The following is a 20,120-nucleotide window of genomic DNA, read 5'->3' as shown; positions in this document are numbered from 1 at the left end:
ATGCGCGCCGCGCTACACCCGCCAGATCCTGACGACCCTCTCGAACATCTTCGAGACGGCCATCGACGACAAGCGCCTCGTACGCAATCCGATGCGCGCCAAGTCGGTGCACTGGCCGAAGGTGCCGGAGGACCAGCGGGAGGCGTGGCCGCTGGAGACCGCGCAGCGTATGCGGGACGCGATCAAGGCGCGCTACCGCATCGCGGTCGTGGTCGCCCTTGGTTGCGGGCTGCGGCAGGGAGAGGTCTTCGGCTTCTCACCGGAGGACGTCGACTTCCAGCGCGGGATCATCCGCGTGCGCAGACAGGTCCAACTGCTCAACGGACGCTTGTACTTCGCGCTGCCCAAGGGCGGGAAGACGCGCATCGTCGACATGCCGGGGTCGGTCGCGGCCGAGCTGGCAGCGCACTTCTTGCAGTACCCGGCCGTCGAGGTCGAACTGCCATGGGGCGGGCCCGAGCCGGAGCGGGAGAAGCGGATGTTCCCGCTCGCCCTGACGACGACGTACGGCAACGCACTGCGGGCCACGACGAGGTCTGGAAGCCCGCCCTCGCTGCGGCCGGGGTCATCCCGATGCGGGAGAAGGGGCAGCGCTGGAAGGCATCCCGCAAGGATGGCTTTCACGTCCTCCGACACACCTTCGCCTCGGTCATCCTCGAAGCGGGTGAGTCCGTCGTCACGTTGGCCCGATGGCTCGGCCACTCCAGCCCGACGATCACGCTCGACCACTACGCGCACTTCACGCCGGAGGCCGGTGGGAAGGGGCGTGCTGCGGTCCACGCGCTGCTTGGTTCGATCCCCGCGTACGTCCCTGAGAGCCGGGTCGTGGCCTGAAGAACGGGTGGCACAGCACGCGCTGTGCCACCCGTTTGTGTTGTGCCGGGCCGCGGCCGCATGCGTCGACCCGTGAAACTCCGTAGTGAGTACGTCGTTTCTTGAGGGCCCACTGCTGCTGCCCCAGCCACCGCTCGCGGCTACGGCCTGCCCCGCTGTTGTCCGGCACAACGACTGCTACTGGACATAAGCGTGGTTCGAGTGTCCTGCTGAGGTCGTATGCCGCGTTGCATGGTCTATGCAGGCCATTTTGGCTGGCAACACCCTCTTTACCTGGAGTATTTGGGCCGCTCACCCTGGCAACTAGGGAAGAGGAGTGAACGGCGCAGAGGGGGAAGCCGTCATGCCCGGACCGCTGTACGTACCCATGCTTCCAGCCCGGCCTCATGCAGCGGGTGCATATCGCCGCCTGAGTCCGGACATCCAGCGGGACGTGGTGCCTTTGTGGAACCTTCCGCTACGCACTGGCCTTGGGCCTTCCGAACTCGGCGCCGCGTTCCGGGGCGACCTGCGTGTGGTGACCAAGGTCCAGCGCTACCACCCCGCCTGGCTGGACGCCCCGTTCGCGGAGGATTCCCAACGTTCCGTGCTCGCACTGCTCTTGCAGCGAGTAGTCGCTGAGGCCCCGCTGCGGCCGGTGACCGGGCCGGAGCGCGCCCGGCAGCAGCAGGTGTGGGCCTGGGAGACGGCCCGACGCTCCGGTGATGGGCTCGGCGTCCGGGTGCGGATGGAAGAGCAGTGGGACGCCGATGTCACAGGGGACGTACGCGACCTGCTGGCACAGGCGGATCTCGCAGTGGAAGTGGACCTGCTCCTTGATCTCGCCCGAGTTCTCTCTGACCGGCCTGAGGCGGGCAAGGAAGCGTTGAAGGCCCTGGACGCCCTGGTACCACTAGCGCCCTGGCGGACCGTCGCGGTGATCGGTGGGGGGATGCCATCGGTAACCGCCGACATGCTGACCCAGGGCTTGCACGACGCACCGCGTGTGGAATGGACCGCGTGGTGCGAAGCCACAGACAGCGGCCGGTCCTATAGTCCCCTGCTGACCTACGGTGACTATGGGATTCAGCCCGCCAGCGACCTTGCTCGCGTGGCGAGCGCTGGCAAGGGCGGCCCGCCATGGGGGCTCCTGCGCTACACCACCGAACAGTCCTACGTCGTCGCGAAGATGCTGGCGCGTGGCGTGGATCGCACAGCACACAACCGAGCGATGGCACGAGGGTTGTTTGAGACGCCCGGCTTCCGTTCGCCGGGCGCTAGCGCGGGTGAGGCGTGGATACGAGACTGCGCGCAGGGGCTCGGGGGAACCGGGAACTTCGGCACTTGGCTGTGGGTCGGTGCGGCCCAGCACATGACATACGTCGTCCGCAGCCTGCGGCTCAGCAATGCGTCGTAACGGCATGGCTCACACACTTGAACGGCCTCGCTTGCATGCTCTGTGACGAAATGGGGTCGTAAGTCGGTGCTGTCCCATGGTGCAAGGAGTTGACGGTCAGCGGTGAACGCAGGAGGCGACCCACTCCCCGGCGCTGCGCATTCTCCCCAGATTCTCCCCAGGGCGTCGAAACGAACTCCAAGGACTGTTCGCTCCTGTGAACTTCAGTGGTCGGTGCGGCCTGCTATCTACAGCCAGTCCCTCCGCTTGAAGATGAAGTACAGACTCACGCACACCACAGCCATCAGCAGGATCGCGAACGGATACCCGGCTGCCCACTTCAGCTCGGGCATCGTCTCGAAGTTCATCCCGTAGATCGTTCCCACCAACGTGGGAGCAAACAGGATGGCCGCCCAAGAAGAGATCTTCTTGATCTCCTCGTTCTGTTCGAAGCCCGCCTCCGCCAGCGCCCGCATCTCCGCGTTCTGTTGCTGCGTCACCAGCGTGGCGTTGACGGTGAGGATGTCGGTGAGGGCCTGGCGGAAGCCGTCGACGCGTTCGCTGGTGTGGGTGACGTGGTCGGCCACGTCGCGGAGGTAGCGCTGGAGTTCCTCGTCCGTGCGGTACTTCGCGAAGCCCGCCATCAGGCCGTGCAGCATGCTCACCAGGGGGCGGGTCGCGCGCTGGAACTCGACCATCTCGCGGGAGAGTTCGTAGATGCGGCGCGACACCTCGGGGTCGCCGCTGAAGACCTCGGTCTCGATCTCGTCGATGTCGTTCTGGACGCCGGACACGACGGGGGCGTAGCCGTCGACGACCGCGTCCAGGATGGCGTACAGGACAGCCTCCGGGCCGAGCCGCAGCAGTTCCGGGTCCTCCTCCATGCGGCGGCGCACCGCCGACAGGTCGGGGGCCGCGCCGTGGCGCACCGTGATGACGAAATCGGCGCCGACGAACACGTGCAGCTCGCCGAAGTCGACCTCCTCCGGGGCGTCCAGGTAGCGGGCCGCGCGCAGGACGACGAACAGCGTCTCGCCGTACCGCTCCAGCTTGGGGCGCTGGTGGGCCTCCATCGCGTCCTCGACCGCCAGCTCGTGCAGGTCGAACTCGGCCGCCAGGGACAGCAGTTCCGCCTCCGTCGGGCGGGCCAGGCCGATCCACGCCATGCCGTCGGGCTGCGCGCGCAACTCCCGGAAGGTGGCGGCGAGCGAGGTGGGGGAGGAGACGCGCACGCCGTCGCGGTACAGCGCCGCCTGGACCACGCTCGGGGCGCTCGCGGGGGCGGGGGTCTGCTCGGCGTGGGGCTGCGGCGCGTCGGCCGGCGGCCGGTCGGCCGTCGCGGGTTGGGAGGACGCCCGCCGCCAGGAGTGCTTGCGCGTCTGCTGTGGGCGGTGTGCTCGTCGCTCCGGAGTCACCGGCAGCCCTTCCGTGATTGGTCGGTCGGCTTCGTACGGGCCCGCGCGGTCCGCCCGGTTCGCTCGGCCCTGCGGCCCCGGAGCAGGATATATGCGGCAGATTACGTGGGCGCGACCGCGGCGGGCGGGGCTATCGCGGACCGTATGTGTCCGCAAGCGGCGCTAGCGTGCGGGGCATGACGAAGACCCCGTCGAGTGCGAAGACGTCCGCCGCGGCGACCCTCACCCCCCGCGCCCTCAACCGCGCCACCCTCGCCCGCCAGCTCCTCCTGCGCCGCGCCGAGATGTCCGCCGAAGCCGCCCTCACCCACCTCGTCGGGCTGCAGGCGCAGAACGTGAAGCCCCCGTACTACGCGCTCGCCGCGCGTCTCGCGGGGTTCGACCCGATGGAGCTGTCGCGGCTGATGAGCGAGCGCGCCGCGGTCCGTGCCGTCACCATGCGGTCCACCGTCCACACCCTCACCGCCGACGACATGCTCACGCTGCGGCCGCTGGCGCAGCCCGCCATCGACCGTGAGCTGCGGATGTTCCGGGGCGGCCTCACGGGCGTGGACCTGGACCGGCTCACCGCGCTCGCGCGGGCGTACGTCGAGGAGGAGCCCCGCACCCTCGCCCAGCTCCGCGCCGAACTCCTGCGGCACTGGCCGGACGCCGACCCGCAGTCCCTCGGCATCGCCGCCCGCGCCCGGCTCCCGCTGGTCCAGGTCACCCCGCGCGGCCTGTGGCGGCAGAGCGGCCAGGTCGCCCTCACCACCGCCGAGCACTGGCTCGGCCGCCCCCTCGCCGAAGCCTCCACGCCAGGTGGGCCCGACGCCCTCGACGACACCGTCCTGCGCTACCTCGCCGCCTTCGGGCCCGCCTCCGTCAAGGACATGCACACCTGGGCCGGTCTGACCCGCCTGCGCGGCGCCTTCGAGCGGCTGCGGCCCCGGCTGTGTACGTTCCGCGACGAGCACGGCGTCGAGCTCTTCGACCTGCCCGACGCTCCCCGCCCCGATCCGGACACCCCGGCTCCGCCCCGGTTCCTGCCCGAGTACGACAACCTCCTGCTGTCCCACGCCGACCGTACCCGCGTGGTGCCCGACGCGTACAAGTCCCGTACCTGGAAGGGGAACCAGCCCTTCTGCGTCTTCCTCGTCGACGGTTTCCTCGCCGGGGTCTGGCGCCTGGAGGAGGCCAAGGACGGCGCGGCGCGGCTCACCGTGGAGCCGTTCGGGACGCTGACGAAGGCGCGGCGCGAGGCGGTCGCCGCGGAGGCGGAGCGCACGGTGCGGCTGCTCGCGGCCGACGCGGCTTCGTACGACGTCGGGTTCGGCGCGGTCGTCGACGCGTAGGCAGGCCGCCAGGGCTCAGTCCGCGCGGCCCGTCGCCGCCACCGTCACCCCGAGCCCGATCATCGTGCACCCGCCCGCCCCGCCGATCAGCGCGAGCCTGCGGTCCGAGCGGGCGAACCAGGTGCGCGCCGCGGACGCGGTGAGGCCCCACAGGGTGTCCGTGACCAGGCCGATGCTGATCGGTACGAGGCCGAGCAGCAGCATCTGGAGGGGGACGTGGCCCGCCGAGTGGTCGACGAACTGCGGAAGGACCGCCGCCGCGAACACGATGCCCTTCGGGTTGGTCAGGCCCACGAGGACGCCGTCCAGGACGGTGCGGGCGTCGCCGCGCGCGGACTTCGCTCCGGACCCCGCCGCGCGGATCGCCTCCGCCTTCATCTCCTTGCGGTGCCGGAACGCCTGCGCCCCCAGGAACACCAGATACGCCGCGCCCGCCAGCTTCACCGCCATGAACACCGCCGCCGAACGCTCGACCAGCGAGCCGAGGCCGAAGGCGACCGCCACGATCATCAGGTACGAGCCCGCGACGTTGCCCAGGGCCGTCGCCACGGCGGTGCGGCGGCCGTGCGCGAGGGCGCGGCCTATCACGAACAGGACGCTCGGCCCCGGGATCACGATCACCAGCGCCGACATCGCCGCGAAGGCCAGAAATCTGTCGGTGGACACCATGCGGGTCCCACCCCCCATCCCCTAGGTGCGCTGTGTGCGGTCATTGAACAAGGCCCCGGGCCCGCTACGGCAGCAACCCCGCCCGCCGTGCCGCCACCACCGCCTCCCAGCGCGTGTGCGCGCCGAGCTTCCGCATGGCCGACCGCAGGTAGCTCTTCACCGTCTCCGGGCGCAGGCCGAGGCGCCGCGCGGCCGCCGCGTTGGTGGCGCCGCCGGCCAGGCAGGCGAGCACGTCCAGCTCGCGCGGGGCGAGACGGACCCCGGAGCGGGAGCCGGAGCCGCCGACCCCGGCCACGACGCCGACAGCCGACGCGACCGCCGCAGCCGACGCCGCCGTCAACATGTCGCTCACCGCGAGCAGTTCCTCCCGCAGCGCGGGATCACCGATCCGTGGGGCCAGCGCCCGCAGCGCCCCGTGGGCCTCCCGCACCCGCTCCCACGCCGCGTCCCCGGAGCCGTACCGCCGCGGGGGCAGCTCCGCGACCGCCTCCCGGGCCGCCGCCGCGAGCGCGGCCGCCTCGTCCCTGACGACGAGTGCCTGCTCCACGTCCCGGGCGGCCTCGACGGCCGCGGCGAGCGCCCGGTCGCCGAGCGGAAGCGCGGTGCGCAGGGCGCCGTACAGCAGGCCGCGCACCCGGCGGCGTACCACCAGCGGCACCGCGAGCACCGCCCGCAGGCCCTCGGGCTCGACGGCGGCGTCGTACTCGTGGCTGATCTGCCGGGACGTGCTGTAGTCCGTGACGGCGCACGGCCGGGCGAGGGCGACGGCCTTGCCGCCGAGCCCGTGGCCCGCGAAGATCGCGAGGCCGTTCAGGGAGCGCGTCGCCGTGCCGCTCAGCTCGGCGATCCGCACCCGCGAGGCGCCGTCCGCGCCGGTCACGAGCCCGCCGAAGGCCACGGGCAGCCCCGTCCCGCGGCGCAGCCGCAGCAGCGCGGCCCGTACGTCCGCCGTCTCGCCGCCGTCCGCAGCCGTCACGCGCGCGCCCCTTCAGCTCCCGGCCCCAGGGCCTGATCCACAAGACAGGTCCTGCCCCGCGCGGGACACCACCCCCGTCCGGGGGTAGTGAGACCTGCATCACGAATTACACGATGGTACGGACGAGCGGGGTCACGCGGAATGCGAGGAGCGCAGATGACGGCGACCGGAACGGGCGGCCGCACGGAGGACTTCCGTGCGGCACGGGACTTCCTGCTGCGCCACCGGGAGGACTACACGGCCGCGTACGAGGGCTTCGCCTGGCCGCGGCCCGCGACCTTCAACTGGGCCCTCGACTGGTTCGACGCGATCGCCGACGGCAACGACCGCACGGCACTGCACATCGTCGAGGAGGACGGCACCGAGACCCGGCGGTCCTTCGCGGGGCTCGCGCGGCGCTCCGCGCGGGCCGCCAACTGGCTGCGCGCGCTGGGCGTCGGCGCCGGGGACCGCGTCGTCGTGATGCTCGGCAACCAGGTCGAACTGTGGGAGGTCGCGCTCGCCGCGATGAAGCTGCGCGCCGTGGTGATCCCGGCGACGCCGCTGCTCGGCGCCGCCGATCTGCGCGACCGCATCGAGCGCGGCCGGGCCCGGCACGTCGTGGTGCGCGCCGAGGACACCGCGAAGTTCGACGACGTCCCGGGGGAGTACACCCGGATCGTGGTCGGCGCCCCCGCGACCGGGACACCTGACGCGCCGTCCGCGGAGTGGATCCGGTACGAGGGCGTCGACACCGCCCCGGAGGACTTCACGCCCGACGGCGTCACCCGCGCCGACGACCCCCTCATGCTGTACTTCACGTCCGGCACGACCGCCCGCCCCAAGCTCGTCGAGCACACCCATGTGTCGTACCCCGTGGGCCACTTGGCGACCATGTACTGGATCGGTCTCAAGCCCGGCGACGTGCATCTGAACATCTCCTCGCCGGGCTGGGCCAAGCACGCCTGGTCGAACCTGTTCGCGCCGTGGAACGCGGAGGCGACCGTCTTCATCCACAACTACACGCGCTTCGACGCCGGCCGCCTGATGGCCGAGATGGACCGGGCGGGCGTCACCAGCTTCTGCGCGCCGCCCACCGTGTGGCGCATGCTCATCCAGGCCGACCTCACCCAGCTCCAGGCGCCGCCGCGCGAGGTCGTCGCCGCCGGTGAGCCGCTGAACCCCGAGGTCATCGAGCAGGTGCGGCGCGACTGGGGGGTGACCATCCGGGACGGCTTCGGGCAGACCGAGACGGCCGTCCAGGTCGCCAACACCCCCGGCCAGGAGCTGAAGCCCGGCTCCATGGGGCGGCCCACGCCCGGCTTCCGTGTCGCACTGCTCGACCCGGTGACGGGCGAACCCGGCGCCGCCGAGGGCGAGATCGCGCTCGACCTGTCCGCCGCCCCCGTCGGCCTGATGACCGGCTACCACGGCGACCCGGAGCGCACCGCAGAGGCCATGGCGGGCGGCTACTACCGCACCGGCGACATCGGCGCCCGCGACGCCGATGGATACCTCACCTATGTGGGCAGATCGGACGATGTCTTCAAGGCGTCCGACTACAAGATCTCGCCCTTCGAGCTGGAGAGCGCGCTGCTCGAACACGAAGCGGTGGCCGAGGCGGCGGTCGTGCCCGCCCCGGACCCGGTGCGCCTCGCCGTGCCCGAGGCGTACGTGGTGCTCGCCGAGGGCCACCAACCCGGGCCCGACACCGCGAAGTTGCTGTTCGAGCACTCGCGGGCGGTGCTCGCCCCGTACAAACGCGTACGCCGCCTGGAGTTCGGCGCGCTGCCCAAGACGGTGTCCGGCAAGATCCGCCGCATCGAGCTGCGGGAGGCGACGGTCAAGGGGTCGGACGCGGAGTACCGCGAGGAGGACTTCCGGTGAGCACGACGGCGGGTCCGGTGGGTCCGGTCGGTTCCGAGGGCGCGCCCGGCGCCGCCGCCCTTTCGTACGCCCACGGCACCAGCAGGACACCCCTGCTCGGTGACACCATCGGGCAGAACCTCGACCGGGCCGTCGCCGCCTGGCCGGACCGGGACGCCCTCGTCGACATCGCCGCGGGCACCCGCTGGACGTACGCCGAATTCGGCTCCGCCGTCCGCCAGTTGGCGCGCGGGCTCATCGGCTCGGGCGTCGGCAAGGGCGACCGGGTCGGCATCTGGGCCGTGAACTGCGCCGAGTGGGTCCTGGTGCAGTACGCCACCGCGCGCGTCGGCGCCATCATGGTGAACATCAACCCGGCCTACCGGGCACACGAGTTGGCGTACGTCCTGAAGCAGTCGGGTATCTCGCTGCTCGTCGCCACCCAGCGGCACAAGACCAGCGACTACCGCGCGATGGTCGACGAGGTCCGGGGCGAGTGCCCGGCGCTGCGGGCCGTGCACTACATCGAGGACGGGTCCTGGGACGCGCTGCTCGACGCGGCGCGGTCCGTCAGTGACAGTGAACTCGCGGCCCGCGAGGCCGAGTTGAGCTGTGACGACCCGGTCAACATCCAGTACACCTCGGGGACCACGGGCTTCCCGAAGGGCGCCACGCTCTCCCACCACAACATCCTCAACAACGGGTACTGGGTGGGGCGCACCATCGGCTACGGCGAGCAGGACCGGGTGTGCCTGCCGGTGCCCTTCTACCACTGCTTCGGCATGGTCATGGGCAACCTCGGCGCCACCTCGCACGGCGCGTGCGTCGTGATCCCGGCGCCGGCGTTCGACCCGGTGGCCACGCTGCACGCCGTGGAGCGCGAGCAGTGCACGTCGCTGTACGGCGTGCCCACCATGTTCATCGCCGAGCTGAACCTCGCCGACTTCGCGACGTACGACCTGTCGACGCTGCGGACCGGGATCATGGCCGGGTCGCCGTGCCCCGTCGAGGTCATGAAGCGGGTCGTCGCCGAGATGCACATGGAGGAGGTCTCCATCTGCTACGGCATGACCGAGACCTCGCCCGTCTCCCTCCAGACCCGGATGGACGACGACCTGGAGCGCCGCACCGGCACCGTGGGGCGGGTCCTGCCGCACATCGAGGTCAAGGTCGTCGACCCGGTGAGCGGGGTGACGCTGCCGCGCGGGGAGTCCGGCGAGCTGTGCACACGCGGGTACAGCGTGATGCTCGGCTACTGGGAGGACCCGGAGCGGACCGCCGAGGTCATCGACTCCGGGCGCTGGATGCACACGGGCGACCTCGCGGTCATGCGGGACGACGGGTACGTCCGGATCGTCGGACGCATCAAGGACATGATCATCCGGGGTGGCGAGAACGTCTATCCGCGCGAGATCGAGGAGTTCCTGTACGGCCACCCGAAGATCGCCGACGTGCAGGTCGTCGGCGTGCCCGACGAGCGGTACGGCGAGGTACCGCTGGCCTGCGTCATCCTGCGGGACGCGGGGGACACGCTGACGCTGGAGGAACTGCGGGGCTTCTGCGCGGGGCAGCTCGCCCACTACAAGATCCCGGCTGGGCTGCGGATCCTGGAGAGCTTTCCGATGACGGTGTCGGGGAAGGTGCGGAAGGTGGAGCTGCGGGAGCGGTTCGGCTGAGGTTGGGCCGCGGGCCCCGGTGAGCGGGTTCAGTGCCGCCGCTGCGCGGCGGATTTCCCCACCCACCCGCCCGCCCTTCCTCGCTACGCGCCTGTTGCCGTCAGTTCGTCCGCCGCGGCGTTCAGCGGCTCCGGCGTGCCCGACAGGTCTATGCGGAACAGGGCCACCTTCAGCTCGTCTGCGCGGGCGCGGGCCAGGGGTGTGAAGTCGCACAGGGCGAAGCACACGCAGGTCGCGGAGCGCGTCATGGCCGTCAGCCAGGCGCACTCGACGTCCCGCAGTGAGGCGTGCCGTACGGTCGGCTCGACCTGCGCCACCACACCGAGCGCGGTGAGCCGGGTGCCCGACGGCGGGCGCTCCTCGTCGGGGCCCGCGTCGCGCACGTCCTCGTAGCCGAGCCAGCGCAGGAACAGGGCCGCCGTGGTCACCGCGTCGCGGGCGTCGCGGACGGGCAGGGGGCGGAACGCGGCCCGGGGCGCGGGCGCCGCGCCGTCCTGGGCCACCGGCACCCGCAGCACCGTCCCGCACGCGCACCCCAGCTCCGGCCGGGGCCAGTCCGCCGCCCGCCCGCAGGCGCCGCAGCGCACCGTCACCCAGGCGTCCGCCCGCGTCCGGTGGGTCAGCGGGATCGCGGCGCCGTGCGTGACCGGCGGGACGACGGGGGCGCCGCAGACGCAGGGGAACGCCGGGGGAGCGTATGCCTGTTCGTGGCGGCACACCGGGCACCGCACCAGGACGCCGTCCGCCGTCATCGCTTCCACCGCCGCCCTGTGCGCTCCGTCGCCGCCGGGCCGCGCCCCGCGGCCCCGAGCGGACTTCCGGCCATCCCCGGCCGTCGGCCCGCCGGGGCCATCGTCGTACGAAAGCGGCCATCCCGATACGCCATTTTGAGCTGGAGGACGCCCCGGGATCCCTTGACGGCCCTCCCGCACCCGCCTACATTGCTTCCATATAGCAGAACATAATTTCCGCAATGTGGAAGTTGCCCGCGAGGCGGGCCACGGCGCGGAAGCAGGACCGGAATTCACAGCTCACCGCGGGGCGCGACGGGAGCCAGAATTCGCCAGCCGAAGCAGGAGAACTCAATGGCTCGTATGACCGCTGCCCGCGCGGCAGTCGAGATCCTCAAGCGCGAGGGCGTCACCAACGCGTTCGGCGTGCCGGGGGCCGCGATCAACCCCTTCTACAGGGCACTGAAGGAAGGCGGCGGCATCGATCACACCCTCGCCCGCCACGTCGAGGGCGCCTCCCACATGGCCGAGGGGTACACCCGCACCCACCCGGGCAACATCGGCGTCTGCATCGGCACGTCGGGTCCGGCGGGCACCGACATGATCACCGGCCTCTACTCCGCGATCGGTGACTCGATCCCGATCCTGTGCATCACGGGCCAGGCGCCCACGAACGTGATCCACAAAGAGGACTTCCAGGCCGTCGACATCGCCTCGATCGCCAAGCCGGTCACGAAGATGGCCGTCACCGTCCTGGAGGCCGCGCAGGTCCCCGGCGTCTTCCAGCAGGCATTCCACCTGATGCGCTCCGGCCGCCCGGGCCCGGTCCTCATCGACCTGCCCATCGACGTCCAGCTCACCGAGATCGAGTTCGACCCGGAGACGTACCAGCCGCTGCCAATCTACAAGCCGGTCGCGAGCCGCGCCCAGATCGAGAAGGCCCTCGGCATGCTCCTGAACTCCGAGCGGCCGCTGATCGTCGCGGGCGGCGGCATCATCAACGCCGACGCGTCCGAACTCCTCGTGGAGTTCGCCGAACTGACGGGCACTCCGGTGATCCCCACCCTGATGGGCTGGGGCACCATTCCGGACGACCACGAGCTGAACGCCGGCATGGTCGGCCTGCAGACCTCGCACCGCTACGGCAACGCGACGTTCCTGGAGTCCGACTTCGTCCTCGGCATCGGCAACCGCTGGGCCAACCGCCACACCGGCTACAAGCTGGACGTGTACCGCGAGGGCCGCACGTTCGTGCACGTCGACATCGAGCCGACCCAGATCGGCAAGATCTTCGCGCCGGACTACGGCATCGCGTCCGACGCCAAGGCGGCCCTGGAGCTCTTCGTCGAGGTCGCAGAGGAGCTGAAGGCCGCGGGCGAGCTGCCCGACCGCGGCGAGTGGATCGCGCGGGGCCAGGAGCACAAGTCCACGCTGCTGCGCCGCACCCACTACGACGACATCCCCATCAAGCCGCAGCGTGTCTACGAGGAGATGAACAAGGCGTTCGGCCCGGAGACCCGGTACGTCTCCACCATCGGCCTCTCCCAGATCGCCGGCGCCCAGATGCTGCACGTGTACAAGCCGCGGCACTGGATCAACTGCGGCCAGGCGGGCCCGCTCGGCTGGACCGTCCCGGCCGCGCTCGGTGTCGCCACCGCCGACCCGGACGCCCAGGTCGTCGCCCTCTCCGGCGACTACGACTTCCAGTTCATGATCGAGGAACTGGCCGTCGGCGCGCAGCACCGCATCCCCTACGTCCACGTCCTGGTGAACAACTCCTACCTGGGCCTGATCCGCCAGGCCCAGCTCGGCCTGGACATCAACTTCCAGGTCAACCTGGAGTTCGAGAACCTCAACTCGCCGGAGCTCGGCGTCTACGGCGTCGACCACGTCAAGGTCGCCGAGGGTCTCGGCTGCAAGGCGATCCGCGTGACCGACCCGAACGAACTGGGCGCCGCCTTCGAGCAGGCCAAGAAGCTGGCGCAGGAGTACCGGGTGCCGGTCGTCGTCGAGGCGATCCTGGAGCGGATCACCAACATCTCCATGAGCCGCACGGCGGACATCAGCGACGTCACCGAGTTCGAGGAGATCGCCACGGAGCCGTGGCACGCGCCGAGCTCGATCAAGACGCTGAAGGCGTAATACGTCCCAGCCGTTCACGGCGTGCCCCAACGGGAGGCCCCCGCCCCGGAGTTCAGCTCCGGGACGGGGGCCTTCCCGGTGCTCAGGGCCGGCGGCGGCGTACGGAGTAGTGGACGGCCAGGGCGAGGACCAGCGGGCCCCACAGACCGGCCGGCAGGACGCAGGCCCGGAACAGGAACTCCCAGGCTCCGTTGTCGAACCCGTCGAGGGACACGAAGCCGAGGGCGGCGAAGGTGAAGGGCCCGAACAGGGCCGTCGCGCCCAGGCCGCCGAGCGTCGCGGGGATCAGCGCGGCCACGGGGCGCACCCGCCGTCCGCCCAGGAGCGGGACCCAGGAAGGCACCACCTCGCCCCACCCCCGCACCAGACCGAAGCTCAGCAGCGCGAGGGCCTCGGTGAGCAGGCTCAGCCCGAAGATGTACGGCACGGAGATCCACAGGCTGCCGATCGAGCCGTTGTCCGTGCCCATGTCGAACCCGAAGGCGAAGGGCAGCCGCCACAGGCACTGCGGGAGCAGGACGAGCGGGATGAGGTGCGCGACGCGCTCGGCCCAGCGGGGGACGTGCCTCTCGTGGACAGAGGGTGTCTGAACTGCGGGCGTCTGAACTGCGGTCGTCGTCATGGCACTTACTCTTCCGCCCGGCCGCGAGGAGATCGTCAGCTCCCGCGCCGGTCCGTCTCCGTCGCGCGGGGGAGAGGGACGTACACCGTGGCAGGAGGCGGGTGGGCGGATACCGTGGCGCGAGGTGACGCACGGACCGAAGGAGTTTTCCCATGGACACGCTCGACGGACTTCCGGTCCTCGCGTTCGCCGACCGGCGGGCGCTGGAGGAGTGGCTCGACGCCCATCACGAGGACAGCCCCGGCGTCTGGCTGAAGCTCGCCAAGAAGGCGTCGGGCGTCCCGTCCGTGGCGGGTCAGGAGGTGATCGACCTGGAGCTGTGCTTCGGGTGGATCGACGGTCAGCGCCGCCGGCTCGACGAGACGTACTTCCTCCAGAAGATCACCCCGCGCCGCCCGCGCGGCACCTGGTCGAAGCGGAACATCGACCGGGCCGAGGCCCTGATCGCCGAGGGCCGTGTGCGGGAGCGCGGCCTCGCCGAGATCGCCGCGGCGAAGGCGGACGGGCGCTGGGACGCCGCGTACGACGCGCAGGCCGAGGCGACGGTCCCGGACGACCTCGCGGCGGCGCTCGACGCCGAACCGCGGGCCAGGCGGACGTACGACGGCCTCGGCAAGACGGACCGGTACCTGGTGATCCTGCGCCTGCAGACGGCCCGGACGGCACGGACGCGGGCGGCCCGCCTGGAGCGGATGGTGGCGGCGCTGGCGGCGGGGGAGAAGGTGCGCTGAGCCCGGCGGGCGAGAGTGCGTCGAGCCCCCGGGGCGCGAGGGCGCCCCGGGGGCTCGGGAGTTGCTGCTGAGTCGGGAAGTTGCTGCCGTCCGACGGCGCGCGACTGGCGGAACATGCGTACGCGCCGCCGGACGGAATCCATGGGGAGGCCCCGAACAGAGCGGAACAGAGCAGAACAGAGCGGGACCGCGGCGGCCGGGCGACAGTCCCCGGCCGCCCTTCCTCAGGTCGAAAGGGTGCCGGGAGACCTTCACCACCGCACTGGCTCGCACGAACCGCCGCGGTCCTCGTCGTCCCGCCCGCCGTGGGACCACCCCTCATCCGGGTCCACGGCGGCGCGGGTCTCCGCGCCGAGAAACTGACCTCCCGTCAAGTCCCCGGCGCAGTCAGGGATTCGAAGAACTCAGTCCTCGCGCAGGGCGCGGACCGCCGCCTCCACGCGCTTGCCGTAGTCGGCGTCGGCGGCGTGGAAGTGGGCGAGGTTCTTCTCGATGACGTCGTCGCGCGACACCTGGGACAGGCCGCCCGCGATGTTCGCCACCAGACGGGACTTCTCCTCCTCGGACATCAGCCGGTACAGCTCGCCCGCCTGGAAGAAGTCGTCGTCCTTGGTGTGGGCCGGAGCCTCGTGCGTGCCGGTGTGGCCGTTGATGGCCAGCGGGGCCGACAGCGGCTTGCCGGTCTCGGCGGGGCCGTCGTACGAGTTCGGCTCGTAGTTCTTGCGGTCGCGGCCGTAGGCGTTGGACGCCATGAGGCCGTCGCGGCCGTAGTTGTCCGCGGTCGTCGCCTTCGGAGCGTTCACGGCGAGCTGGGTGTGGTTGACGCCCAGGCGGTAGCGGTGCGCGTCGGCGTAGGCGAACAGGCGGCCCTGGAGCATCTTGTCGGGCGAGGGGCCGATGCCGGGCACGAAGTTGTTCGGGGAGAACGCGGCCTGCTCGACCTCGGCGAAGACGTTGTCGGGGTTGCGGTCGAGGACCAGGCGGCCCACGCGCTGGAGCGGGTAGTCGCTGTGCGGCCACACCTTGGTGAGGTCGAACGGGTTGAAGCGGTAGTTCGCCGCGTCCGCCGCCGGCATGATCTGCACGTGCAGGGTCCAGGACGGGTTCACGCCGCGCTCGATGGCCTGGAGCAGGTCGGTCTGGTGCGAGTTCGGGTCCTTGCCCGCGAGCTCGGCGGCCTGCTCGGAGGACAGGGAGCGGACGCCCTGGTTCGTCTTGAAGTGGTACTTGACGAAGAAGGCGTCGCCCTGCGCGTTGGTCCACTGGTAGGTGTGCGAGCCGTAGCCGTTCATGTGGCGGTACGACGCCGGGATGCCGCGGTCGCCCATCAGCCAGGTCACCTGGTGCGTGGCCTCGGGGGCGTGCGCCCAGAAGTCCCAGACGTTGTCCGGCTCCTGCTTGCCCGTGAACGGGTCGCGCTTCTGCGAGTGGATGAAGTCGGGGAACTTCAGCGGGTCCTTGATGAAGAAGACCGGCGTGTTGTTGCCGACGAGGTCGTAATTGCCCTCTTCCGTATAGAACTTGAGGGCGAAGCCGCGCGGGTCACGGACCGCGTCCGCGCCGCCGAGGCTGTCGGCCACCGTGGAGAACCTGAGGAAGGTCTCGGTGCGCTTGCCGACCTCGCCGAGGAAGGCGGCGGAGGTGTACGCGGTGACGTCGTCGGTCACCTCGAAGTAGCCGTAGGCACCCGAGCCGCGGGCGTGCACGACGCGCTCCGGGATGCGCTCACGGTTGAAGCGGGCGAGCTTCTCCAACAGGTGCTGGTCCTGGAGGAGCAGCGGGCCGCCGACGCCGGCGGTGGCGGAGTTCTGGTTGTCGGCGACAGGAGCGCCGGACTCGGTCGTGAGCACACGCTGCGACATGGTGGTGGGGTCGGCCTTCCGTGCTGTGGCTGCTGACGTGATGGGGAGCGTAAGGACCCCTGAGCTGCTGCGTCAACAGTTTGTTGAAGTTGCGGAGAAGGGTGGGGTTCCGGGCCGCGGCGGCGTCTGGGCGCGACAGGACAGGTGTCAACGCCGCCGCGGCCCGGAAGTCTCGGGCTCCGTGCGGGAGCTTCAGGCCCGGTGCGGGCCCGCGCTCAGAGCTGGGCGCCGGAGAGGCGCTCGACGGAGCGGAGCAGCGCGGAGTGGTCGAGGCCGCCGTCGCCCTGCGCGCGCAGGCTGGCGACGAGCTGGGCGACCACGGCGCCGACGGGCAGGGCGGCGCCGACGTTGCGGGCGGCGTCGGTGACGATGCCCATGTCCTTGTGGTGCAGGTCGATGCGGAAGCCCGGCTTGAAGTCGCGGCTCAGGAAGTTGTCCTTCTTGCGGGTCAGGACGGTCGACCCGGCGAGGCCGCCGTTGAGGACGTCCAGGGCCGCCTTCAGGTCCACGCCGGACTTCTCCAGGAAGACCACGGCCTCGGCGCACGCCTGGATGTTGACGGCGACGATGAGCTGGTTGGCGGCCTTCACGGTCTGGCCGGAGCCGTGCGGGCCGCACAGCACGATGGTCTTGCCGAGCGCGTCGAACAGCGGCTTGGCCTGGTCGAAGTCGGCCTGGTCGCCGCCGACCATGATGGACAGGACGGCCTCGACGGCCCCGGCCTCGCCACCGGACACCGGGGCGTCCAGGACCCGGATGCCCTTGTCCTTGGCGGCCTTGGCCAGGTCGACGGAGGTCTGCGGGGTGATCGACGACATGTCGACAAGGAGTGCGCCGGACCTCGCGTTCTCCAGGATGCCGTCCGGGCCGTACGCGATGGCCTCGACGTGCGGCGAGGCGGGCACCATCGTCACGATGACGTCGGCGTCCCTGACGGCCTCGGCGATCGACGCGGCGGCGGTGCCGCCGGCCGCCGGGAGCCGCTCCAGCTTGTCCTGCTCCAGGGTGAAGCCGGTGACGGAGTACCCCGCCTTGATCAGGTTCTCGGACATGGGCGATCCCATGATGCCGAGTCCGATCCAGGCGACCTTGGGAAGCGTGCTCATGAGGGAACCTCTCCTACTCGGTTACTCGGTGTTTCTGTCTCAGCTCTTCAGGACAGCCAGCCGAACGACTCGGCGCTGGGGCGGTCGCCCGCCTTGTACTCCAGGCCGACCCACCCGTCGTATCCCGCCCTCCGGAGCTGGTCGAGCAGCTCCTCCAGGGGCAGGGACCCGGTGCCCGGGGCGCCGCGGCCGGGGTTGTCGGCGATCTGCACGTGCCCGGTCTTGGCGGCGTACCGCTCGATGACCGACGGCAGGTCCTCGCCGTTCATGGACAGGTGGTAAAGGTCCATGAGGAACTTGGCGTTGCCGAGGCCCGTCGCGGCGTTCACCTTGTCCACGACCTCGATCGCCTTGGGCGCGCTCACGAGGGGGCACTTGGGCGACTCGGGGGCGTTGAGCGCCTCGATCAACAGGATCGCGCCCACCCGGTCGGCCTCGCGTGCGGCCAACACCAGGTTTTCCAGGGCGAGTTCGTCCTGCACCGCCGGGTCCACGCCGTCGACGCGGTTGCCGTACAGGGCGTTCAGCGCCTTGCAGCCCAGTGCCTTGGCGAAGTCCGCCGCCACCGCGAGGTTCGCGCGGAACTTGGCGCTCTCCTCGCCGGGGATCGACAGCGCCCCGCGGTCCGGGCCCGGAAGCTGTCCGGCGTAGAAGTTCAGGCCCACCAGCTTCACGCCCGCGTCCTCGATCGCCTTCTTGAGGGCGTCGAGCTCGGACCGCTCGGGGGTGGGGGCGTCGACCCAGGGCCACCACAGCTCGACCGCGCCGAAGCCGGCCTTCGCGGCGGCCGCGGGCCGCTCCAGGAGCGGGAGCTCGGTGAAGAGGATCGACAGGTTCACATTGAAGCGCTGGTCGGAGTATCCCATGGGGCTTCCGCGCTCCTTCCGTATTGCGGAAGTTCATTTCTGCTTGATGGAAGGTTGCATCCGATCCGCGGAACCTGTCAAGAGCCGCCGCCGGAAAAACAAGAGGCGCCGCCGAGGAATCGCGGCGTCGCGTTAAGTTGGCGCCGTGCGATTGAGAGTGGAGTTCACGACCGAGCCCTTCGACCTCGAAGAGGCGCCGCCCCACGCCCTGGCCGCCCGGGACGTCATCCAGGACGCGGAGCTGGACGCCGTGGACGTCGGCCCCTTCGGCAACACCGCCGAGGGCGACGTCGACGCGGTCCTCACGGCCGTCGACGCGATGCTGCGCCGGTCCCTCGGCGCCGGCGCCACCCGGGTCTCGCTCCAGGTCAATGTGATCGCGGAGCCGGGCGAGCGGACCGCGCCGGGGGAGGTCGCCCGGTGACCGCCTTCGGGGACGACCCCTTCGCGGCCGCGGTCAAGCCGCTGGTGGACGCCATGGGCGGCGAGATACTGCCGCCCGGCCAGGCGGGCCCGGAGGACGTGGTCCTGGCGTGGGAGGGCGAGGACGTGCTCGCGGTTCGGCTTCCGCAGCTCGCGGACTCCCTCGACCACATCCTGCTCGCCCTGGAGCGCAAGCGCGGCAAGCCCCTGGCCGAGCTCGACCGCAAGGCCAAGCAGGAGGTCGTACGGATACTCGAGGCCCGTGGCGCGTTCTCCGTGCGCCACGGCGTGGAGACGGTGGCGAGCGCCCTCGGGGTCTCCAGATTCACCGTGTACAACTACCTGAACAGGGAAAACGCCGCGAAGGACAAGTAGCACCACAAGGAGCGCCCCCGGGAGGGGTGCGAGCGGCGTCACGCTGCGCAGCCGAGCCGTCACCCGTGTCGCGGGGTGACGGCTTCTTTGTTCAAATGATTTCAACAAACTGTTGACGCGCTGTTGTTGAAGGTCTTAGCTGTTCCGCAGCCCGTCCAGCACAAGGCCACGGAGGCTCCCGTGACTTCGAGTACGACGCCGGGCATCGCCCGGTTCAACGCCTTGGAGGAGGCCGCGGCCACCACCGCGCTCCACGAGGTCTGCGCCTCTTCGGCCTGGGGGAGGAAGTTGCTCTCCCGGCGCCCCTACACCACCGCCGAAGCCCTCTACGCCGCCAGCGACGCCGCCATGGCCGAGCTGACCGCCGACGATCTGGCCGAGGCGATGGCGGGGCACCCGCCGATCGGGCGCCCGAAGCCGGGAGACCCGACCTCGTCCCGCGAGCAGGCCGGCATGGCCGGGGCGTCCGAGGACCTCAGGACCGAGATGCTCGAACTCAACCTCGCCTACCAGGACAAGTTCGGCCACGTCTTCCTGATCTGCGCCACCGGTCGGACCGGCGAGCAGATGCGGGACGCGGTCCGGGACCGGATCGGCAACTCGCCCGAGCAGGAGCGGGAGATCGTCCGCACCGAACTCGGCAAGATCAACCGCATCCGTCTGGCCCGCCTCGCGGAGCGAGCGGAGCTCGCAGAGCAAGCAGAGGAAGAGAACGCATGAGCACCGAACCCGCGGACAGCACGGCCTCCGTGTCCACGCACATCCTGGACACCAGCGTCGGCCGCCCCGCCGAGGGCGTCGCCGTCACGCTCGCCGCCCGCGGCGGCGACGGCGCGGACTGGGTGGCGCTCGGCGGCTCGGAGACCGACGCGGACGGGCGCTGCAAGGACCTGCCGGCGCTGCCGGCGGGCACCACCCACGTACGTCTCGACTTCGCCGTCGAGCCGTACTTCCTGAAGCCGCAAGAAAAGCAAGCCGAGGCGCAGCAGGACGCCCCCGCGAATCGGGACAGCGGTGCGAACGGAGTGTTCTTCCCCGAGGTGGCGATCACCTTCGCCGTCGTACCGGGCGAGCACTACCACGTACCGCTGCTGCTCAACCCGTTCGGCTACTCCGTTTACCGAGGGAGCTAGCGAAG

General features: G+C 70.9%; 19 protein-coding genes. 11 read left to right on the top strand and 8 right to left on the bottom strand.

Going from position 1 to position 20,120, the window contains the following annotated elements; all coding sequences use genetic code 11:
• Both STRAU_RS44380 and STRAU_RS02145 read left to right on the top strand, forming a co-directional pair.
• Positions 1-834, top strand: coding sequence for a tyrosine-type recombinase/integrase (locus STRAU_RS44380; protein WP_310592215.1), 834 nt, complete (start codon positions 1-3; stop codon positions 832-834).
• Positions 835-1,177: 343 nt separating this feature from the next.
• Positions 1,178-2,230, top strand: a complete 1,053-nt coding sequence (locus STRAU_RS02145; RefSeq protein ID WP_037657137.1) for a beta family protein — start codon at positions 1,178-1,180, stop codon at positions 2,228-2,230.
• 227 nt (positions 2,231-2,457) lie between these two features.
• Here STRAU_RS02145 and STRAU_RS02140 read toward each other — a convergent pair whose 3' ends face one another.
• On the bottom strand, positions 2,458-3,624 hold the full coding sequence (locus STRAU_RS02140; RefSeq protein ID WP_037657096.1) for a magnesium and cobalt transport protein CorA: 1,167 nt from the start codon (positions 3,622-3,624) through the stop codon (positions 2,458-2,460).
• 176 nt (positions 3,625-3,800) lie between these two features.
• Here STRAU_RS02140 and STRAU_RS02135 point away from each other — a divergent pair, with 176 nt between their 5' ends.
• Positions 3,801-4,958 (top strand): winged helix DNA-binding domain-containing protein, encoded by a 1,158-nt coding sequence (locus tag STRAU_RS02135; protein WP_037657093.1) that lies wholly within the window; start codon positions 3,801-3,803, stop codon positions 4,956-4,958.
• Positions 4,959-4,973: 15 nt separating this feature from the next.
• Here the strand turns inward: STRAU_RS02135 and STRAU_RS02130 are convergent, their stop codons facing one another.
• Both STRAU_RS02130 and STRAU_RS02125 read right to left on the bottom strand, forming a co-directional pair.
• Positions 4,974-5,627, bottom strand: coding sequence for a LysE family translocator (locus STRAU_RS02130; RefSeq protein WP_016638565.1), 654 nt, complete (start codon positions 5,625-5,627; stop codon positions 4,974-4,976).
• Positions 5,628-5,691: 64 nt separating this feature from the next.
• Positions 5,692-6,603 carry a helix-turn-helix transcriptional regulator gene (locus tag STRAU_RS02125; protein ID WP_016638564.1) on the bottom strand — a complete coding sequence of 304 codons (912 nt, stop codon included), beginning with the start codon at positions 6,601-6,603 and terminating at the stop codon, positions 5,692-5,694.
• A 156-nt stretch (positions 6,604-6,759) separates the two neighbouring features.
• On the opposite strand from STRAU_RS02125, the gene STRAU_RS02120 reads away from it, so the two are divergent.
• Together STRAU_RS02120 and STRAU_RS02115 are read left to right on the top strand one after the other, a co-directional pair.
• Positions 6,760-8,469 (top strand): AMP-binding protein, encoded by a 1,710-nt coding sequence (locus STRAU_RS02120; protein ID WP_016638563.1) that lies wholly within the window; start codon positions 6,760-6,762, stop codon positions 8,467-8,469.
• Between the two features lie 17 nt (positions 8,470-8,486).
• Positions 8,487-10,124 (top strand): AMP-binding protein, encoded by a 1,638-nt coding sequence (locus tag STRAU_RS02115; RefSeq protein ID WP_016638562.1) that lies wholly within the window; start codon positions 8,487-8,489, stop codon positions 10,122-10,124.
• 83 nt (positions 10,125-10,207) lie between these two features.
• Here STRAU_RS02115 and STRAU_RS02110 read toward each other — a convergent pair whose 3' ends face one another.
• The gene (locus tag STRAU_RS02110) at positions 10,208-10,876 is read right to left on the bottom strand and encodes a hypothetical protein (protein WP_037657091.1); all 669 of its coding nucleotides are present in this window, start codon (positions 10,874-10,876) and stop codon (positions 10,208-10,210) included.
• 342 nt (positions 10,877-11,218) lie between these two features.
• On the opposite strand from STRAU_RS02110, the gene gcl reads away from it, so the two are divergent.
• Positions 11,219-12,997: a glyoxylate carboligase gene (gene gcl, locus STRAU_RS02105; protein ID WP_016638560.1), complete on the top strand. Its 1,779-nt coding sequence runs from the start codon at positions 11,219-11,221 to the stop codon at positions 12,995-12,997.
• Between the two features lie 82 nt (positions 12,998-13,079).
• On the opposite strand, the gene STRAU_RS02100 is transcribed toward gcl, so the two are convergent.
• Positions 13,080-13,619: a hypothetical protein gene (locus STRAU_RS02100; RefSeq protein WP_016638559.1), complete on the bottom strand. Its 540-nt coding sequence runs from the start codon at positions 13,617-13,619 to the stop codon at positions 13,080-13,082.
• Positions 13,620-13,771: 152 nt separating this feature from the next.
• Here STRAU_RS02100 and STRAU_RS02095 point away from each other — a divergent pair, with 152 nt between their 5' ends.
• On the top strand, positions 13,772-14,350 hold the full coding sequence (locus STRAU_RS02095; protein WP_016638558.1) for a YdeI/OmpD-associated family protein: 579 nt from the start codon (positions 13,772-13,774) through the stop codon (positions 14,348-14,350).
• A 404-nt stretch (positions 14,351-14,754) separates the two neighbouring features.
• Here the strand turns inward: STRAU_RS02095 and STRAU_RS02090 are convergent, their stop codons facing one another.
• The 3 genes from STRAU_RS02090 to STRAU_RS02080 all read right to left on the bottom strand — a co-directional run bounded on the left by STRAU_RS02090 (position 14,755) and on the right by STRAU_RS02080 (position 18,184).
• Complete coding sequence (locus STRAU_RS02090) at positions 14,755-16,212, bottom strand: catalase (RefSeq protein ID WP_016638557.1); 1,458 nt, start codon at positions 16,210-16,212, stop codon at positions 14,755-14,757.
• A gap of 215 nt (positions 16,213-16,427) precedes the next feature.
• Entirely contained in the window at positions 16,428-17,318 is an 891-nt protein-coding gene (locus tag STRAU_RS02085; protein ID WP_016638556.1) for a 2-hydroxy-3-oxopropionate reductase, read from the bottom strand.
• A gap of 47 nt (positions 17,319-17,365) precedes the next feature.
• Entirely contained in the window at positions 17,366-18,184 is an 819-nt protein-coding gene (locus STRAU_RS02080; RefSeq protein WP_016638554.1) for a TIM barrel protein, read from the bottom strand.
• 145 nt (positions 18,185-18,329) lie between these two features.
• On the opposite strand from STRAU_RS02080, the gene STRAU_RS02075 reads away from it, so the two are divergent.
• The 4 genes from STRAU_RS02075 (at position 18,330) to uraH (ending at position 20,115) form a co-directional block, all read left to right on the top strand.
• A complete protein-coding gene (locus tag STRAU_RS02075; protein WP_037657089.1) occupies positions 18,330-18,608 on the top strand; it encodes a thiamine-binding protein in 279 nt (92 codons plus the stop codon).
• Entirely contained in the window at positions 18,605-18,982 is a 378-nt protein-coding gene (locus STRAU_RS02070; RefSeq protein ID WP_016638555.1) for a helix-turn-helix domain-containing protein, read from the top strand. The genes STRAU_RS02075 and STRAU_RS02070 overlap by 4 nt, the downstream gene beginning before the upstream one ends.
• A 180-nt stretch (positions 18,983-19,162) precedes the next feature.
• Positions 19,163-19,702, top strand: a complete 540-nt coding sequence (uraD, locus tag STRAU_RS02065) for a 2-oxo-4-hydroxy-4-carboxy-5-ureidoimidazoline decarboxylase (protein ID WP_016638552.1) — start codon at positions 19,163-19,165, stop codon at positions 19,700-19,702.
• Positions 19,699-20,115: a hydroxyisourate hydrolase gene (gene uraH / locus STRAU_RS02060; protein WP_016638551.1), complete on the top strand. Its 417-nt coding sequence runs from the start codon at positions 19,699-19,701 to the stop codon at positions 20,113-20,115. Before uraD ends, uraH begins: the two co-directional genes overlap by 4 nt.
• Positions 20,116-20,120 lie beyond the last annotated feature (5 nt).

This window comes from Streptomyces aurantiacus JA 4570 (assembly GCF_000414115.1).
Taxonomy (GTDB): Bacteria; Actinomycetota; Actinomycetes; order Streptomycetales; family Streptomycetaceae; genus Streptomyces; species Streptomyces aurantiacus_A.
The sequence above is the reverse complement of the archived record's forward strand: the minus strand, read 5'-3'. Positions and strand labels throughout refer to the sequence as shown.

Bases quoted from the DNA above. Each gene is read 5' to 3' on its own strand.
- STRAU_RS02120 (WP_016638563.1), top strand. From the start codon at position 6,760: ATGACGGCGACCGGAACGGGCGGCCGCACGGAGGACTTCCGTGCGGCA.
- STRAU_RS02135 (WP_037657093.1), top strand. From the start codon at position 3,801: ATGACGAAGACCCCGTCGAGTGCGAAGACGTCCGCCGCGGCGACCCTC.
- STRAU_RS02090 (WP_016638557.1), bottom strand. From the start codon at position 16,212: ATGTCGCAGCGTGTGCTCACGACCGAGTCCGGCGCTCCTGTCGCCGAC.
- STRAU_RS02145 (WP_037657137.1), top strand. From the start codon at position 1,178: ATGCCCGGACCGCTGTACGTACCCATGCTTCCAGCCCGGCCTCATGCA.
- gcl (WP_016638560.1), top strand. From the start codon at position 11,219: ATGACCGCTGCCCGCGCGGCAGTCGAGATCCTCAAGCGCGAGGGCGTC.
- STRAU_RS02130 (WP_016638565.1), bottom strand. From the start codon at position 5,627: ATGGTGTCCACCGACAGATTTCTGGCCTTCGCGGCGATGTCGGCGCTG.
- STRAU_RS02110 (WP_037657091.1), bottom strand. From the start codon at position 10,876: ATGACGGCGGACGGCGTCCTGGTGCGGTGCCCGGTGTGCCGCCACGAA.
- STRAU_RS02085 (WP_016638556.1), bottom strand. From the start codon at position 17,318: ATGAGCACGCTTCCCAAGGTCGCCTGGATCGGACTCGGCATCATGGGA.
- STRAU_RS44380 (WP_310592215.1), top strand. From the start codon at position 1: ATGCGCGCCGCGCTACACCCGCCAGATCCTGACGACCCTCTCGAACAT.
- STRAU_RS02095 (WP_016638558.1), top strand. From the start codon at position 13,772: ATGGACACGCTCGACGGACTTCCGGTCCTCGCGTTCGCCGACCGGCGG.
- uraH (WP_016638551.1), top strand. From the start codon at position 19,699: ATGAGCACCGAACCCGCGGACAGCACGGCCTCCGTGTCCACGCACATC.
- STRAU_RS02080 (WP_016638554.1), bottom strand. From the start codon at position 18,184: ATGGGATACTCCGACCAGCGCTTCAATGTGAACCTGTCGATCCTCTTC.
- STRAU_RS02100 (WP_016638559.1), bottom strand. From the start codon at position 13,619: ATGACGACGACCGCAGTTCAGACGCCCGCAGTTCAGACACCCTCTGTC.